Below are 17,236 nucleotides of genomic sequence, written 5' to 3'. Positions count from 1 at the left end.
GGCACCCAGCGGAACCTGCGTGCCCGCCAGGGCGTTGACTGCTAAGTGAACCATTCCGTCCCCTCCCACCACCATCCGGGCGGACACCCCTCGACCGGGCGCGCCGGCCACCAGGTCGGCGAGCGCGGCCCACGTCCCGGCCCGCAGCCCGATGGGCCGCCGCAACGGCACGACCCGGAATGCCCGCCGCCGGCGGTTACACTGGGGCTCGCGCAGGATCCCGAGACCCTACGGAGAGGCACCCGGTGAGTTCACCATCCCACTACGATGTCCTGGGGCTGCCGGTGAATGCCACGCCGCACCAAATCAAGGCCGCGTACCGCAGAGCCGCCCGCGCCACCCACCCGGACCATGGCGGAGATGCTGCCGAGTTCCGCCGCGTAAACCTGGCCTATGAAGTCCTCAGCAACCCGCAGGCCCGGTCCCGCTACGACCGTTCCTATGGCGCCGGTGCGCCTGCGGGCAGCCGGACGGACAACGGCGGGTCCTTCGCTGCGGGCCCTGCAGCGAAGCCCTCTGCGCCCGGACGGCGCGGCCCCGCGGCTTCGGACGAGCCCGTCTACGTTCCCGCCTACGGCTCCCCCGAGGCCTCCACCGGCCTTCCGGAGCACATCGCCCGCCAGCACATCCACGGTGCCCCCCGTAAGCGCGGCATCTTCGGTGCCGGTGCCAGACTGCGCCGCGAGGCCCTGACGGTGCAACTCATCAGCCGGCAGATCCTGCCTGCCATCCCGTCCGCACGGCTGGTCAACGGCCTCCATTCACCGGCCGACAACGGCTTCATCGACCATGCCGTGCTGGCCGGCTACCGGCTGGCGCTGATCGATTCGATGCTGCTGCCGCGGGGGAACTTCCGCTGGGACGGCCGCACGCTGCACAAGGACGGCCGGGTGGTGGAACCGCCGCGGCTGGCACCGGCTGTGCGCCGGATGCAGGAACTCTTCCCGGAGCTCAACGTCACCGGATGGACGGTGATCCACTCCGCGGACGGCAACCTGCACGAACCGGTGATCGACTACACCCCCGGCTACGACCCGGACGGCATCGCCCCGGTACATATGGTTAATGCCGCCCGGCTGGTTCGCGAACTCAAACAGTTCCTGTCCTCCGGTCCTGCCCCCAATACCGTGCACGTCCCCTCGCTGGCCCGGCTGTTGGGCGGCATGCACGCCTGAGCGGCCTGCACGCGTGGAGTCCGGCAGGCGTGGAGTCCGGCAGGCACCTCTGAGCGGCCTGCTTGCTTGAACGTCGTATCCCCCTGTGGAAGCGGCCTGCCCCACCTGCGCTGCTCCCGGCCGGCTCGGGAATGCCGGGCGGGGAGGTCGGCGCGCTTAGGATGGAATCCGTGTTCCGCATCCTCTTCTACACCCCCGAAATCCCCGGCAATACCGGCAACGCCATCCGGCTGGCCGCGGTCACCGGCGCCGAACTGCATCTGGTCGAACCGCTGGGCTTCAGCTTCGAAGACTCCAAGCTGCGCCGCGCCGGACTGGACTACCACGATCTGGCCGTGGTCCAGGTCCACCAGGATCTGGAGGCGGCATGGGAAGCCCTGCAGCCGGAGCGGGTCTTCGCGTTCACGTCCGACGGCGAGCGCTCCTACACTGACGTTGCCTACCTTCCCGGCGACGTCCTGATGTTCGGGCCGGAGTCTGTTGGGCTTCCGGCTTCAGTCAAACAGGACACCCGCGTGACGGCGCGGCTGCGCCTGCCCATGCTTCCCACGCTACGGTCGCTGAACCTGGCCAACTCGGCTTCCATCGCCGTCTATGAAGCCTGGCGGCAGCATGGTTTTGCCGGGGCGCAACTATAGCGCCTGCTCCCCGGGCCGCTGCAGCGTGTCGGCCGAAGCGCTGCGTCCCCCGGTGGACGGATAGACTGGGAACCTATGGATACGCCACAGCCGTCTGATCGCCTGGCCAGCCCCGGTCATTCCACTGGGGACAACGACTACGCACCGGATGACGACGCCTCCGTGCTGCACGCCGACCAACTGACCGGCGGAACAGAAGAAACCGAGCGGCGGCCAATGCCCGCCGTGACCAAGTGGCTTCTGCTGGCCCTGGCCGCCGTCGTGGTGATCGTGGGGGCCATTGCCGTAGCGGGGGCCTTGAGCGGAACCTCGGACCGGGACATCACCACCGCTGACGACGTTGTTTCCAGCCAGCAGGAAGTGGAAGGCGGCGGCACGGTGGACTCCTCGGTCTCGCTGAGCAAAAACGCCGCCGTGCTGACCTTCCGCGGCGTTCAGGCTTCCGAAGGACGTACCTACCAGGTGTGGCAGCTTCCGCTGGACGGTTCCGCGCCGGTCTCGGCCGGAACCATTGAAGCGGCTGACATCACGTCGAGCAACCCGGTGGTCATCGAGGGCGTCGCCACGGCCCGCGAACTGGCCGTTTCCGTCGAGGCACCCGGCGGAGCCGAGTCCCCCAGCCTGCCGTTCGCCGTCGTCATCCCGACCGCCACCCCGTAGCCCCGCAAAGGCGGAAGGCCCGTGCGGCGCGGGCCCGCCGGAGTCGCACGGCGCCGTTGGCGGCGCCCGCTAACGGCGGTACGTCCGCACAAGGTGTGACGCCGCGTCAGAATCCGGCGATGGTCTCCGGGGTATTGATCTCAACCACATGGAAAGCTTCGGCACTGCGGCCCGCGGGGAGGCCGCCGCGGGCCCCGTTCTCCGCCAGGTTGTGCCGCACGCGGGCGTCCATCGCCGCCAAGTCCGGGTGCTGGCTCGCGTGGATCCGGATCGCGGCCAGCTTGGTGTCGACGTAGTCGGTGATGTCCACGTAGTGGTTCTCGCGTTCCCGCGGTCCGCCGTAGAACCACAGGTAGGGGACCTTGTAAGCGGCCAGTCCTGCTTCAAGCAGTTCGGGGTACGCGTAAGGGTTCTCCACAGCCGGATAGATCGCACGGGTGACAATTTCGCCGCAGGCCAGATGGTCCGGGTGGCTCTTTTGGATCCGGTCCCAGGCACGCTCCGGGTGCATGGACATCACGACGTCGGGACGGATCCGCCGCATCAGCTCCACCGTCTGGCGGATCACCTGGTGGGAGGGCTCCAAATACCCGTCCCGCTGGTGCAGGAAATGCAGGTCCGTCACACCCGCGAGCGCGGCAGCCTTGGCCTGTTCGGCCGCGCGCAACTCCACGATGCCGGCACGGTCAGCCTCGTCGAAGCCGCCGGCGTCGCCGTCGGTCATGATGCAGTAGCTGACGTGCACACCCGCGGTCGTCCAGCGCGCGATGGTACCTGCCGCGCCGAAGTCCAGGTCATCCGGATGGGCAGCAAACACCAGGACCCGTTCCGGCCGGAACTGCTCAGGTGTCACTGCGGCTAGCCCTTCCGCCGGCGGATTTCGGCGGCAGCCTGCGGCAATACCGTGGCCAAGTCGCCGACGATGCCAAAGTCGGCAATCTCGAAGACGGGTGAGTCGGCGTCGTCATTGACCGCCACAATCACCTTGGCCGTCTGCATACCGGCCTTCTGCTGGATGGCTCCGGAGATTCCCGCTGAGACGTAGAGCTGCGGCGAGACGGTTTTGCCGGTCTGGCCCACTTGCGCCGAGTGCTCAATCCAACCGGCATCGGTGGCAGCCCGGGACGCGCCCACAGCACCGCCGAGGGCGTCGGCCAAATCCTCGATGGGAGAGAAATCGCCGCCCGTGCCCCGGCCGCCGGCCACCACGACGCGTGCCTCGGTCAGTTCCGGCCGGCCGCTGGCGGCCTTCTCCGTACGGTTGGTGATGCGGGCGGCGGGGCCGAAGTCCCCGGCGTCAACCGTCACGACCTCCGGCACGGCCACGTCGGCCGCCGGAGCTGCGGCCACTACGTTGGCCTTTACCGTGATGATCGGAATGCCTGTGGTGACCTTGGCCTGCACCGTGTAGGAACCGGCCAGCACGCTCTTGGTCACGGAGAGTGCGGGGGAAACGCCAATGGCATCGGTGATCACGCCAGAAGACAGCTTGATCCCGGCCCGGGCAGCGATCTCCTTGCCTTCGAACGTGTTGACCAGCAGTATCGCGCCGGCGGCTGCCTCCCGGGCGGCAGCGGCCAGGAAGGCAGCCTTCGGTGCAACCAAGGCGCCGTTGAGGTCTGCGGCCGGCCGGTAGATGGTGCCGACCCCATAGTCCCCCAGCGACGTCCGCACGGCGTCAGTAAGATCTCCAGCGAACGCCGCCACCGGTTCGCCGATGCTGCGGGCCAAGGTCAGCAGTTCCAGTTGGCCCTTGTGCAGGGCTTGGCCGGGATTGTCGATAAAGACAAGAACAGTAGTCATGGTGCCGATATCCTTCGCGGTTTCCGTGGCGGACTAGAGCAGGTTCTGGGCGGCCAGGTAGTCCACCAGACGGATGCCGGCGTCGCCCTCATCCGTAATGATGGTGCCCTGCGACCGCGGCGGACGCGCTTCTGCGTTTTCGACGGCGGTCCAGGCGCCGGCGGTGCCGACCTGGCCGGGCTCGATGCCCAGGTGCGCCAGCGAGACGGTGGAAACCGGCTTCTTCTTGGCGGCGATGATGCCCTTGAAGTTCGGATAGCGCGGTTCATTGATCTGGTCGGTGACAGAGACCAGCGCGGGCAGTTCGGCTTGCAGGCTGTCCGCGTGGGTGTCGCCGTCCCGGCGGGCGCGTACGGTGGTTCCGTCCACCTCCAGGCTGGCAGCGAACGTCAGTTGCGGCAGGCCGAGCCGCTCGGCCAACTGCGCCGGGACCAGCGAGGTCTCGCCATCGGTGGACGCCATGCCGGTGATCACCAGGTCAACGTCGCCCAGGCTGCGGATGGCGGCCGCCAGGGCCAGCGACGTGCCGGCGGCGTCGGAACCGGCGAGTGCGTCGTCGTTCACGTGCACGCCTTCGGTGGCGCCGATCTGCAGCGCTTTCTTCACGGCTGTGGCGGCCGCTGCCGGCCCCATGCTCAGCGCGATCACCCGGTTGCCCGCCTTCGGGCCGCCGCGCTCCTCCACCAACTGCAAGGCCGCTTCGATGGCGTACTCGTCCAGTTCGGAGAGGATGCTCTCGGACCTGTCCACCGTTGCCGGAGCACCGGTCAGGTGCCGGTCGAACTGTGCGTCCGGTACGTGCTTGACCAGCACCACAATGTTCAAGGCTGTGCCTGCTGCTTTTTGCATCCTCGCTGAACTTCCTTCCGCCGTCGGCGGCCCGCGCGGGTGTTGCGGGTCGCTGCAAACACCCTAACCTTACCGGCAACGCTGCGGCGGTAAACACCTGCGGCCCCGCCGTCAGTGGCAGGGCCGCGGGCGCATGACAACGACGGGGTCGGTCAGGCTTGGCCTTCGCCCAGAGTCACGTCGACGCTGTGTTCTTCGCCGCCGCGCAGGTAGGTGACCTTGACGGTACTTCCGGCCGCCTGTTCCCGGATGGCCGCAGTCAAGGACTGGCTGTCATCGATCGCCCGGTTTTCCACCCGGGTGATGACATCGCCCTTCTGCAGGCCGGCCTGCTCCGCCGGCGAGCCCTTGACCACCTCGACGACGTCGGCACCGACAGAGAACTGCGTGCTGCCGGAGGAGTTGCCGGAAGCCTTGGCTGTCACGGACACACCAAGCTGGCCGTGGCTCGCTGTCCCGTCTGCGATCAGGTCCCGGGCAATGCGCTGGGCGTAGTTGCTCGGAATGGAGAAGCCGACGCCAATGCTTCCGCTGTCTTGGCTGGCGGACGCGATGGCCACGTTGACTCCAATGACCTCCCCTTTGGTGTTCACCAGGGCGCCGCCGGAATTGCCGTGGTTAATGGCCGCGTCGGTCTGGATCACGTTCAAGAAGATGCTGCCTTGGTTCGCAGACTGTTTCTCGCCCGGGAACTGGAAGTTGAACTGGTCCCCCGGACCGGGTTTGGCTCCGTCACCGGAATTTTCCGGCACCGCAGAGGACGAAACGCTGATGGTTCGGCTCAAGGTTGACACGATGCCGTCCGTGACGGTGCCGGCCAGGCCCAGCGGGGCGCCAATGGCGATGGTGGTGTCGCCAACATTGAGTTTGTTGGAGTCGGCAAATACCGCCGGAGTAAGGCCCTTGGCGTCGATCTTGATCACGGCCAGGTCTGAGAGCGGATCGGTGCCGACGACCTTGGCTTGGTGCACCCTTCCGTCGCTGGTGCGCACCTCGACGTTGGGATCGGCGGTCTGGCCGCCCAGCGTTACTACGTGCGTGTTGGTGAGGATGTGGCCCTCGGTGTCCAGAATGATGCCCGAACCGGATCCGCCGGTATTGCCGCTGGCGACCGAGATCGTCACCACGCTCGGGGAGGCCTTGGCGGCTGCGGCAGTGATTTCGTTGACGGAATCGGTGTTGTTGACGATCAGCTGCTCCGGGGCACTGCCGGTGATGGCGGTGCCGGCAGAGCCGTCAGCCAAAGCCTGCGAGCCCACAGCGACGCCGCCGCCGGCCAGGCCCGCCAACAGCATTCCTGCAATCAGCGTCCCGGTGCCGAAACGCTTCCTTGCGCTCACTGCGGCCGGCTGCCCCAGGCCGTCACGGGAACCCGGCCCGCGCCCGTAGCCGAATGCGCCCCCCTGGCCATAGCCCTCCTGGCTGCCCTGGCCGGCGGTTTGGCCGTACGAGGGTACGGCGTACTGGCCGAAAGTTCCCGCGGCGGGCTGGCCGTACTGAGGCTGCGGGGCGCCCTGGAGCGGCTGTTGCCGGGACTGCTCCTGAGGCTGCTCCTGCACCGGAACCTGACGTGCTGCATCCGGCGCCGGACGCCGGAAATGCTGGGCGTCATCCTCTGCCGCCCGCTCGCCAGCCGCGAAGGACGGTGGATTCTGCGGCTGCGGGGGCATGGCCCGGCCGGGGCGCTGCTGCGGTTCCTCGTTGTTCTCGGTCATGGCAGGTCCTTTCTGTGTCTGCCATCCACTATGCCCCGCGTGGCTGGGATAACCTCGCACGTTTCCTGTAAGCATTCTGGGAATCAGCCGTACGCGAAAGGTGCGGCTTCCCCGCCCCGGTCGGGGCTGCCACCGGCCACAGTACGGCGGGAAACAGCGGCGGATGGCTGCGGATAGGACCACGACGCTCGTCCGTGCAGCCGGCCTTCGGGCCGGGGGCGTTCGCCGCGGGCGGAGGCTGCGCGGTGGACTGGGCCAAACGCAGGCCCATAGAATCACCAGTGGGTGGATCCGCCCCGGCCGGGGCAGGACCATGCCGACGAGCCGGGGCACCACGGCCCCGGTTTGCGTTGCTGAAGGGACCACAATGCGTTCACCGCTCAGGCGTCTGGCGGCCGTAGCCGGCCTGACGGCAGTCTTCCTTGCGCCGGCAGCACTGGCGCACGCGGTCCCGCCGGTCGACATTCCGCCGGGCGAGTTCGTCGTTGACCAGGCCGGTGTGCTGGGCTCCCGGACCGGCGAAGTCGAGGACGCAGTACGTAAATTGCAGCAGTCCGAAGGCCTGAGCGTCTACCTCGTTTTCGTGGATCAGTTCACCGAGCCGTCCGACCGCAATAAATGGGTGCTGGATGCAGCGAAGCTGAACTCGTTGGGGTCCACAGACAGCATGCTTGCGGTGGCAGTGGACACGCGCGAGGCTCGTTTCCAGTCGGCCGAAGGCAACCCCGTGGTCTCCCGGGACCAGAACATCTACCAGTCCGTCGTGCCGGCGCTGAGCAAGGACGATTGGGCAGACGCAGCGCTAACGGCAGTGGCTGCCGTCGAGGACGCTGCCTCCGGCGGTGACGGTTCCGTCAAAACCGCTGGCGCCAACGGCGGTGTTTCGCTGGGCCCGATGCTGCTGATCGGAGGCGTCGTCGTGGCCGGCGGCGGCGCAGCCCTGCTGTACTCCCGGTCCAGGCGGACCAAAAGCCAGGGCCGCCAGCCGCAGCTGCAAACCGGTTCCAACGGCCGGCCGCTGGATCCGCATGACGCGATGTCGGTGGAGGACCTTCGGAAGAAGGCCGGCAGTTTGCTGGTTGCCGCCGACGACGCGATCAAATCCAGCGAGCAGGAGCTGGGCTTCGCCATGGCGCAGTATGGCGATGAAGCCGTGCAGCCGTTCCGCCAGGACATCGCGGCAGCAAAGTCCCACATGATGGAGTCGTTCAAGCTGCAGCAGCAGCTGGATGACCATATCCCGGACACCGAGGAAGAGCAGCGGGCCTGGCTCGGAGACATCATCCGCCGGTGTGAAGCAGTCAACGACTCCCTCCAGGCCCACAAGGAAGACTTTGACGCGCTGCGCGAGTTGGAAAAAACCGCCCCCCAGGCGCTTGAGCAGGCCCGGAGTGCTGCCCGGGAAACGCGCAGCCGGCTGGATAACGGCATGGCAAGGCTCCAGGAGCTTCGCGCCCGTTACGCCGACAGTGCGCTGCAACAGGTCGCCGACAATATCAGCCAGGCCGGCGAGCGGCTGGATTTCGTGGAGAACGCGGCCGGAACCGCTCAGGACAAGCTTGATGCAGGGGACCGTAGTGCTGCGGTGATTGCTGTGCGCGCTGCCGAGGAGAGCCTGCATCAGGCCAATATCCTGCTGGAGGCTATCGCCAAGACGGCCAGGGACCTCGACGACGCCCGCACCAGCATGGACCGGATCATCTCCGACGCTACGCAGGATATTGCTCAGGCAAGGGCCATTATCGCTTCCGGGCAGCACCCCGAGCTTGCCGGTCCCGTGGCGGGGTTGGAAGCCGCCCTGTCGTCCGTCCAGAGCGAAGCCGCCGGAGGACGCGTCGACCCGGTCATGATGGTGCAACGGCTTGAAAAGGCCGTGGAGCAGCTGGACGCTGCGCTTTCCGGCATCCGGGACTCCCAGGACCGCAACAGGCGCGCCCGGGAGGCGCTGCAGCACGCCATCATGTCCGCACAGGCCCAGATTTCGGGTACCTCGGACTACATTCAGGCCCGGCGGGGCGGTGTGGGCAGCGAGGCGCGCACCCGGCTGGCGGAGGCCGAACGGAACCTTGACCATGCGCTGGCTATCGCCGAATCCGATCCGGAGCAGGCCCTCAACTACGCGCGCCAAGCCAACGCCCTGGCGCAGCAGGCCAGCCAGATGGCTCAGCAGGATGTGGACGGTTTTGGCGGCATGGGCGGCATGGGCGGTTTCGGCGGAGGCGGAATGTTCGGTGGCCGGGGCGGCGGCCTGGGCGGGGCGATCCTCGGTGGCATCCTGATCGATTCCATTCTGCGCGGCGGTCATGGATCACAAGGCGGAGGCGGGATCTTTGGCGGCGGTGGCGGTGACGTTTTCGGCGGCGGTGGTTTCGGCGGGTTCGGCGACGGAGGCGGCTTCGGAGGCGGTTTCGGTGGCTTCGGCGACGGCGGCGGCGCGGGTGGCAACTTCTAGACCAGAGACACCGGGCAGCCATCCGGTTGCTTGGAACGCAATCAGTTCGAATAACCCGAATCGAAAGGCATCATCGTGGTAAAGCACTCCATATTCGGCCGCATGGCACAGCTGGCCAAGGCAAACATCAATGCCCTGCTCGACCAGGCGGAGGATCCGCAGAAGATGCTGGACCAGATGGTCCGCGACTACACGAACAACATTGCCGAAGCCGAAAGCGCCGTCGCGCAGACCATCGGCAACCTGCGCATGCTGCAGGACGACTACAACGAAGACATCGAGAACGCGCAAAGCTGGGGTGCCAAGGCGCTGGCTGCCAGCAAGAAGGCCGACGAATACCGCGCCGCAGGGCAGGCTGCCGAGGCCGAGAAGTTCGACAACCTCGCCAAGGTGGCCATCCAGCGCCAGATCTCCTCTGAGAACGAGGCCAAGGGCGCCGAGCCGACGATCTCATCGCAGACCGAAATCGTCGAGAAGCTCAAGCAGGGGCTCAATCAAATGAAGTCCAAGCTGAACGAGCTGCAGAACAAGCGCGATGAGCTGATCGCCCGGGCCAAGACCGCCCAGGCACAGTCGCAGGTACACGACGCGATCAAGAGCATCGACATTCTGGATCCGACCAGCGAGGTTGGTCGCTTCGAGGAGAAAATCCGCCGCGAGGAAGCAAAGGTCCGGGGCCAGGCCGAGCTCTCCGCCTCCAGCCTGGACGCCCAGTTCGAGAGCTTGGAAGACCTCGGCGAACAGACAGAGGTGGAAGCGCGCCTGGCCGCTCTGAAGTCCGGCACCGGCCCGGCGCCGTCCTCACTGGAAGCCGGCAAGGAAGCCACGTCCGAAAGCTACTGACCTCTCGCCGCCCGCGGCGCTTTTACACGGAAAAGCTCCGGCCGCACCTTCCATGGTGTGGCCGGAGCTTTTTGCTGTGCCCGGTCAGGTTCGGACCGCTGACCGGACCTCGTTCAGGCGGCCACAGGGGTGCGGTCAGCGCCGTGGCTTCGCTGTCCGGAGCGGGCGTCTCCCCATAAGACGCCGCGGGTCCAGGGGGACGTCCCGCTCGCGGCGCAAGGCCTTCGGGTTGAAATGCCGGGGCCGGTGCTCTTCCGTCTCCAGTACGCCGGCCGCCGCTTCCCGCGCCGCCGCAGCAGCTTCCTCGTCCGGCACCGGCACCTGACGACGCCGGGAGCGCTCCGCGGACTTCGCTGCCGGCCGCTCGGCGGCTGGCGCGGCAGCCGAAAGAGGGCGGGCATCCGTGAGCAGCCTGGACCCGGTTCCTCTCCCGAAACGCTGCTGCGCATAGAGGATCCATCCGGCAAGTGCAAGGTAGGAAGCCAGGACCAGCCACGCCGGGACGGCCTGCAGCGCGTCGGTCATCGAACCATGCACGCCGTGCGCGGCATCGACAAGCCGGTCCTCAACCTCGGTGCCTGCGGCGATGCGAACTGCAAAGAACGCGTAGTAGGCGGTCCCCAGCCCGGCGAGCAGCAGCAGGTAGCCTTGAGCCTTTTCCAAGGCCCTTCCGCTGGCGGGCCACCGGTTCCCGGCGGCGGCTCCCAGCCACGCCGCGGCGGCGCACAACAGGCCGAAGCTCGCGAGCAGGCCCAGTACGTAGGCCACGACATCCGCAACCGAGGGTGCGGCCGCGTCCCTTTCCCCGGCGGCTCCGGGTACCAGATCCGGCAGCTGGGGCGCAAGGGAAGCCAGACCAATGACCGCGCCGGCAGCGGCCATGCCGCCAAGCCGGATCCGGGAACCGCCTGCTGGTTCTGCCGTCTGCATCAACGGCACCCGCCCGCCGGCAACCAGGAAAGATGCCAACAGGACCAACAGCATCCCGGTAGCCGCGGAGATGTAGGCCAGGCGGCCGGCAGCTGTTGCGGGCGCCCCTGCGGCCAGCACCGCTAGCGAAAAGGACACGGTGTACCCGCCGGTTAAGGCAAGGGCTGCGGCGGAGGACCAGCGTAAGGCGGCGGAGGAGGACGTCCCCGAGGAGCGGGCGGCGACCATCGCAAGCCAGGCCGGTAACAGCAGCAGGCTGCATGGGTTGAACAGGGCTGCTACTCCAGCGGCAAGGGCATAGCTGGGCACTGGTTCAGGCATGGATCAACAGCGATCTTTCCGAGGAAAATCGGGAGCAGGTGGCACCATTCTATCCAGACTGCCTGGAGGCCCGGGTACGCGAAAGCCCCGCCCATTGCCGGGCGGGGCTTTTGCTCTTTGTTGCGGGGAGAGGATTTGAACCTCTGACCTCTGGGTTATGAGCCCAGCGAGCTACCGAACTGCTCCACCCCGCGGCGCAGTGAATACATTACCGGCCGCGGGGTGGTGAAGCAAATCGGTTAGCCGCCCTCGGTTGCCGCCGGGGACGGCTGCCCGGTCGCGCCGCCGGTGCCGCCTTTGGGGGCGGAGCCGGTGATGGCGGCCTCGGCGTCGATCGCATCCTGCAGTGCTGCCTGGAGCCGCTTCTGGGCTTCGCCGTAGGCGGCGAAATCGCCCTTCGCCAGCGCTGCCTGTCCCTCTTGGATGGCGGTACGGGCGGTTTGCAGTGCCTTTTGGAGCTTTTCCTCCGAGCTGGTCGTGGTCGGCGCTTCCGGTGTGGCCGGCGTCTCGCCGACGTTTCCTTCGTCACCCGTCTTGGCGCCCGAGTCGCCCTGGAAGACCTGGTCCAGTGCTTCGGACAGGGTGGGGGCAAAGCCCACTGACTCGCCGAAGCTCACCAGGACCCGGCGCAGGATCGGGTAGGAGGATGCGCCGGAGGACTGGACGTAGACCGGCTGCACGTACAGCATGCCGCCGCCGACGGGCAGGCTGAGCAGGTTGCCGTTCTTGACCTCGGAAGCGCCCTGGCGCAGCAGGTTCAGTGCCTGCGAGACTTCGGTGTCCGAGTTGAACAGGTTCTGCGCCTGGCCCGGACCGGGGACGGTGATGTCGCGCGGCAGTTCAAGCAACCGCAGCGTGCCGTAGTCCTTCGACTTCTCGCCGTCCTTGCCGGTACCGGCGTCTGCGTTAGCGGACAGGAAGCCGTACAGCACGTTGCGTGCCTGCTCCCCCGGCACACCGAACGGAATGAACGGGGTGGTGAGCGAGAAGGTCGCCGCATCCTGGTTGGGCATCTTCAGCGACAGGTAGTACGGGGGCTGTTTGACCGTGGAGCCCTCGCCCAGTGTCGGGTCGGTCGGGACGCTCCAGGCGTCGGAGTTCTCGTAGAAGCGGCTGACGTCGGTCACGTGGTATTTGGTCAGCAGTTCCCGCTGTACCTTGAACAGGTCCTCCGGGTAGCGCACGTGGGCCATCAGGTCCGCGGACATTTCGCTGTACGGCTTGATCGTCGTCGGGAACACCTTTTCCCACGCCTTGAGCAGCGGATCATGGTCGTCCCAGGCGTACAGGTTCACGGAACCGTCGTAGGCATCGACGGTTGCCTTGACGGCATTGCGGATGTAGTTGACTTCCCGTGCAGGCAGCGCCACCGTGGCGCCGCCGGTGGTAGCGGAGTCGACGGTCGCGGACTCCAGTTGCTGCGGGGTGGAGTACGGGAAGTGCTCGCTGGTGGTGTAGGCATCGACGATCCACTTCACGCGGCCGTCAACGATCGCCGGATAGGCGTTTCCGTCGACTGTCAGGTACGGAGCGACCTTTTCGATGCGCTGGCGCGGATCCCGGTCATAGAGGATCTGCGACTCGGAATTGACCGCGTCCGAGAGCATCAGGTCGGTCGACTGGAACTTCAGCGCATAGACCAGCCGGTTGAACCAGTTGCCGATGCTGGGTCCGCCGTCGCCGTTAAAGGTGTTCCGGGTGTCGGTTTCAGCATTGGCGCTCTGCGGCCGGTCGATTTCGATCGGAGAACTGCCTTCGGGCGCACCGACGACCGAGTAGTCCGGAGATTCTTCGCCGAAGTAGATCCTGGGTTCGTAGGTCGAATCGTTGCCCAGCACGCCCTGTGACGGGATGCCCGAGAGCATGAACGACGGCTTGCCGTCCGGCTCCACCCGGGAGCCGGCTGCCGCAACCACGCCATAGCCATGGGTGTAGAGCAGGTGTTCATTGACCCAGCCGTCGGGCACGCCGGCGGTGTTCAGTTCGCGCACGGCAATGACGGTGTCCTGGACCTTGCCCTTGACGGTGTAGCGATCCACGTTCAGGGTCTTGCCGAACTGGTAGTACTGGCGGAATTGTTCCAGCTGGGCGAAGGCGTCCGAGACCAGGTTTGGATCCAGCAAGCGGATGTTGGCGGTGGTTTCGGCGTCTTTGCGCAGCGCGCCGGCCTCGGCTTTCACCGTGGCTTCATAGTTGGTGGTCTGGACGTCGTTCAGTCCGTAGGCCAGCCGTGTCAGGGCAATGTTGCGCTCGATGTACGCGGCCTCGGCGTTCTGCTCGTTCGGGACCACCTGGAACCGCTGGACGATCCACGGGTAGACACCACCGGCGAGGATGGCGGTCACGATCAGCATGGCGGTGCCCACGATCGGCAGGCGCCAGCGGCCGATGAAGGCCGAGACGATGAAGAGGATTGCCACCAGCACCGCGGCGACGGCCAGGATCGCCTTGGTGGGAATTACGGCGTGGACGTCGGTGTAGAGCGCACCGGTCCAGTTACCGGCGTTGGACTGTACGGTGGCGTAGCGGTCGAGCCAGTAATTGATGCCCTGCAGCAGCAGGAACAGGGCGGCAAAAACGGCCACATGGATCTTCGCAGCAGTGGAGGCGAAGAAGCCCTTGTCCTCAAGCCGGATGCCGCCGTAGAGGTAATGGGTCAGCAGGCCGGCGATGCCGGCAATCAGCACCACGCTGATCAGGTAGCCGTTGATGAAGCCCAGGAACGGGAGGGTGTTCATGTAGAAGCTGTAGTCCAAACCGAACTGCGGATCGGTCTGGCCGAACGGCTGCTGGTTGAAGAACAGCAGGACGGTCTGCCATGCCGAGGCGGCGGCGGTGCCGGCGAAACCGCCGAGCACTACCGGGACGCCGATCATCAACAGCCGGCGCACTGGTTCCAGTTGCTGCTGGTAACGGTTCAGGTTGTCTTGCATCGAGCTGTCCGGCGCGTACACCGGGCGCGACCGGTAGGCCAGGCGCAGGCTGAAATAGACGGCGAGGCCCATGATCAGGAAGGCGATCAGGAAGATGGCAATTTTGGTGCCGTTTTCCTTGAGCATGACTTCCAAATAGCCCAGCTGGTTGTACCAGAGGATGTCTGCGTAGATCTGGGAGAAGAAGACAAACCCGATCACCAGGACTGCCACCACAATCAGGGTGGGTACCAGTGCGGAGCGCTTCTTGCCAGGACTGCTGGGCGGTGTTGGCCGGTCATTGTAGGACCGGTCTTGTCCGAACGTCACTCGTTACCTCGTTGTCTGCATGCGCGGCATCGCGGCGAAACCGCCGCTGCTGGGGAGACTCCCCCTAGTTGCCACGAACGGACGCCTCGGAGGGTTCCGTTCCCATTCTGCCTTGTCGGCACCGGCACCGGCGAACCGCTGCCAACGTCGGCCGGGACTGTTGCCTGAATGTAACCGGCAGCGGCTGAAACGAATTAACCGCAGCCGGGCAGAGCGGAGGCGTCCCCGCCGTCGCCAATCAGCGTGACAGCTTTAACGGCCTCGTCCAGGGTGGCCACCGGAACCACCTGCAGTCCCTCCGGGATGTGACCGGCAACCTCGGCGCAGTTCGCCTTCGGTGCCAGGAACACTGTGGCACCGGCGCCGTGCGCGCCGATCATCTTCTGCCGGATGCCGCCGATGGGCCCGACGCTGCCTTCGGCGTCGATGGTGCCGGTCCCGGCGAAATGCTTGCCGCCGGTCATTGCACCTGGCGTGAGGGTGTCGATGATGCCCAACGCGAACATCATGCCCGCGCTCGGGCCGCCGACGTTGTCCAGCTGGATTTTCACCTCGAACGGGAAGTCGAACTCGGTCCCCAGCAGGACGCCGAGCTGGTAGTCGCCCTCGGCGTTGGCCTGCGGTGCGACGTCCACCTTCTTGGCGCGGCCGTCCCGCACAATGCCCAGTTCCACCGGAGCACCCGCACTGGCATTGAGCTCCTCGCGCAGGACCTTGATGCCGGTGACTTGCCGTCCGTTGATCGTGCGGATCGCATCTTTCAGCTTCAACACCCCTGCCGCCGCGGCGTCCGGGGTGAAATCGGCCACCGAGAGGGTCTGCGAGTACTTTACGTCCAGCTGGGTCAAAGCCGCAGCGACTGATGACTCCTGTGACGACGTCATCAGCGCGGCATTTTGCTGTTGGATGTCGTCCTGGGTGACGTCCGGCGGGTAGACCAGGTCCGAGGGTGCGACGCTGCGCTGCGGGTCGAGCCAAGCGGCCAGGACCTGCAGGATATTGACGTGCGAGTTGGGGCCGCCCTCCACATACACCGTCGTCAGATCGAGCGCGCCCGAGGTCTTGTACGTCCGACGGTCCGGGATCTCAATCAGCGGGGTGCCGGAGACCTCGCCGATGGTGTTGATGGCCGGCCCCGGGGTTTCGATGACGTATCCGGCCGGCAGGGCCAATCCTCCTGCCCCGGCCACAACAGCAACAGCGGCAGCGGCCGCCATGACCGGCCGCCTGCGGTTCCCGGCATGGTCGGCACCCGGCTGCGGTCCGGCAGTGTCGCCAATCCAGCTATCCGTGCCGTGCTCGGTGCCGTTGTTGGTGGACTGTCTCACCTGATGGATTCCTTCTCGCTGCTGGCCGGGCCGTACACCTGCTGCACGGCAGCCCGGCAGGCGCTAGGGCGCCTGCTCTAGCGTACGCCGTCGGGCTGGCATCGGTGCTGCCGCGCCTGCTCGGCCTTCAGCGAACTGCTGTCCCTCGGCGCGACAAGGAATCCCGGCTGCCGTAACGTGGGAATCACGCAACACCCCGGGCGCAGCCCCCGTTGCCTTCCCGGCAGCCGCTGCGGCCCGTACCCGCTTTAACCCTCGAGGACCGGTGGTAGTGATGACCCCAAAGCAGCCCGACGACGACGCGCAGGATCCGCTGTCGGAGATGTTCGCCAAGCTCTTCGGAGGCCAACCAGGGTCGATGGACCCCGCGGAGATCGCCAAAGCTGCCGGCCTGCCCTCCGACCCCACCGTCCTGGCGCAGATGTTCCAGCAGGTCCAGGCAATGATGAGCGCCCCTTCGGAAGGTCCCGTCAACTGGAAACTGGCCCACGAAAGCGCGCGTAAGGTCGCGGCCTCGGATAGCGATCCGTCCGTCTCCTCATCGCAAAGCCGGGCGGTTGATGAAGCACTCCGGCTGGCCGAGATGTGGCTGGATCCGGCCACGACCATCCCCGGCACCGGCGTTCTCGGGCGGGCATGGTCCCGCGCTGAGTGGGTCGAGGCAACGCTGCCGACCTGGAAGCGGATGACGGAACCGGTGGCCAACAGCATTGCGTTCGCCCTGACTACCGCTTTGACCGAGCAGGTGCCGGAAGAAATGAAGCAGATGCTCGGCGGCGCTCACTCCATGCTGCAGAACCTTGGCGGCGCGATGTTCGGCATGCAACTGGGCCAAGCTGTCGGGGCGTTGGCCAAGGACGTGGTCTCCTCCAGCGACATCGGCATTCCGCTGGCCGAAGGCAAAATGGCCCTCCTGCCGTCCAACGTGAAGTCCTTCGGCGAGGGCCTGGACATTCCCGCGCAGGACGTCCTGCTGTTCCTGGCCATCCGGGAGGCGGCCCACACGCGGTTGTTCACCCACGTTCCGTGGCTCTCCGGCTATCTGCTGGGCGCGATCGAAAGCTATGCCCGGGGCATCCACATCGATATGAGCCGGATCGAGGAAGTCGCCCGCGATCTGGATCCCACGAACCCGGAGTCCATGCAGCAGGCTCTTTCGCAGGGCGTCTTCATGCCGCAGCGCACGCCGGAGCAGGATGCTGCGCTGGCCAAGCTGGAAACGGCCCTAGCCTTGGTCGAAGGCTGGGTGGACGAACTGACCGCCAGCGCCGCAGCCAACC

Annotated in this window: 13 protein-coding genes and 1 tRNA gene; 6 read left to right on the top strand and 8 right to left on the bottom strand. The window is 66.6% G+C overall.

All coding sequences use genetic code 11. From position 1 onward, the window contains the following. Positions 1-245 precede the first annotated feature (245 nt). From AC5RWT_RS20065 to AC5RWT_RS20055, 3 genes are all read left to right on the top strand, one after another. Positions 246-1,175, top strand: coding sequence for a J domain-containing protein (locus tag AC5RWT_RS20065; RefSeq protein ID WP_494081706.1), 930 nt, complete (start codon positions 246-248; stop codon positions 1,173-1,175). A 170-nt stretch (positions 1,176-1,345) separates the two neighbouring features. Further along, complete coding sequence (locus tag AC5RWT_RS20060) at positions 1,346-1,813, top strand: tRNA (cytidine(34)-2'-O)-methyltransferase (RefSeq protein WP_494081705.1); 468 nt, start codon at positions 1,346-1,348, stop codon at positions 1,811-1,813. 75 nt (positions 1,814-1,888) lie between these two features. Next, positions 1,889-2,473: an anti-sigma factor gene (locus tag AC5RWT_RS20055; RefSeq protein WP_494081704.1), complete on the top strand. Its 585-nt coding sequence runs from the start codon at positions 1,889-1,891 to the stop codon at positions 2,471-2,473. A 106-nt stretch (positions 2,474-2,579) separates the two neighbouring features. Here AC5RWT_RS20055 and AC5RWT_RS20050 read toward each other — a convergent pair whose 3' ends face one another. The 4 genes from AC5RWT_RS20050 to AC5RWT_RS20035 form a co-directional block, all read right to left on the bottom strand. Next, positions 2,580-3,326 (bottom strand): PIG-L deacetylase family protein, encoded by a 747-nt coding sequence (locus AC5RWT_RS20050; RefSeq protein ID WP_494081703.1) that lies wholly within the window; start codon positions 3,324-3,326, stop codon positions 2,580-2,582. Between the two features lie 5 nt (positions 3,327-3,331). Then, the gene (locus AC5RWT_RS20045) at positions 3,332-4,276 is read right to left on the bottom strand and encodes an electron transfer flavoprotein subunit alpha/FixB family protein (protein WP_494081702.1); all 945 of its coding nucleotides are present in this window, start codon (positions 4,274-4,276) and stop codon (positions 3,332-3,334) included. Positions 4,277-4,309: 33 nt separating this feature from the next. After that, the gene (locus tag AC5RWT_RS20040) at positions 4,310-5,125 is read right to left on the bottom strand and encodes an electron transfer flavoprotein subunit beta/FixA family protein (RefSeq protein ID WP_494081701.1); all 816 of its coding nucleotides are present in this window, start codon (positions 5,123-5,125) and stop codon (positions 4,310-4,312) included. A gap of 152 nt (positions 5,126-5,277) precedes the next feature. Continuing rightward, the gene (locus tag AC5RWT_RS20035; RefSeq protein WP_494081700.1) at positions 5,278-6,840 is read right to left on the bottom strand and encodes a S1C family serine protease; all 1,563 of its coding nucleotides are present in this window, start codon (positions 6,838-6,840) and stop codon (positions 5,278-5,280) included. Positions 6,841-7,207: 367 nt separating this feature from the next. On the opposite strand from AC5RWT_RS20035, the gene AC5RWT_RS20030 reads away from it, so the two are divergent. Then, positions 7,208-9,292 (top strand): TPM domain-containing protein, encoded by a 2,085-nt coding sequence (locus AC5RWT_RS20030; RefSeq protein WP_494081699.1) that lies wholly within the window; start codon positions 7,208-7,210, stop codon positions 9,290-9,292. 75 nt (positions 9,293-9,367) lie between these two features. Next, complete coding sequence (locus AC5RWT_RS20025; RefSeq protein ID WP_494081698.1) at positions 9,368-10,135, top strand: PspA/IM30 family protein; 768 nt, start codon at positions 9,368-9,370, stop codon at positions 10,133-10,135. Positions 10,136-10,270: 135 nt separating this feature from the next. Here the strand turns inward: AC5RWT_RS20025 and AC5RWT_RS20020 are convergent, their stop codons facing one another. From AC5RWT_RS20020 to AC5RWT_RS20005, 4 genes are all read right to left on the bottom strand, one after another. Further along, positions 10,271-11,386 (bottom strand): hypothetical protein, encoded by a 1,116-nt coding sequence (locus AC5RWT_RS20020; protein ID WP_494081697.1) that lies wholly within the window; start codon positions 11,384-11,386, stop codon positions 10,271-10,273. Positions 11,387-11,506: 120 nt separating this feature from the next. Then, positions 11,507-11,580: transfer RNA gene (locus AC5RWT_RS20015), tRNA-Met, on the bottom strand. Between the two features lie 45 nt (positions 11,581-11,625). Next, positions 11,626-14,628 (bottom strand): UPF0182 family membrane protein, encoded by a 3,003-nt coding sequence (locus AC5RWT_RS20010; protein ID WP_494081696.1) that lies wholly within the window; start codon positions 14,626-14,628, stop codon positions 11,626-11,628. A gap of 194 nt (positions 14,629-14,822) precedes the next feature. Beyond that, a complete protein-coding gene (locus AC5RWT_RS20005; protein ID WP_494081695.1) occupies positions 14,823-15,956 on the bottom strand; it encodes a YlbL family protein in 1,134 nt (377 codons plus the stop codon). A gap of 274 nt (positions 15,957-16,230) precedes the next feature. Here AC5RWT_RS20005 and AC5RWT_RS20000 point away from each other — a divergent pair. Further along, a partial coding sequence (locus AC5RWT_RS20000) for a zinc-dependent metalloprotease (protein ID WP_494081694.1) occupies positions 16,231-17,236 on the top strand: 1,006 nt, incomplete at its 3' end.

The organism is Arthrobacter sp. Dra40 (genome assembly GCF_059091905.1).
This window is presented reverse-complemented; position numbering and strand designations above follow the sequence as displayed.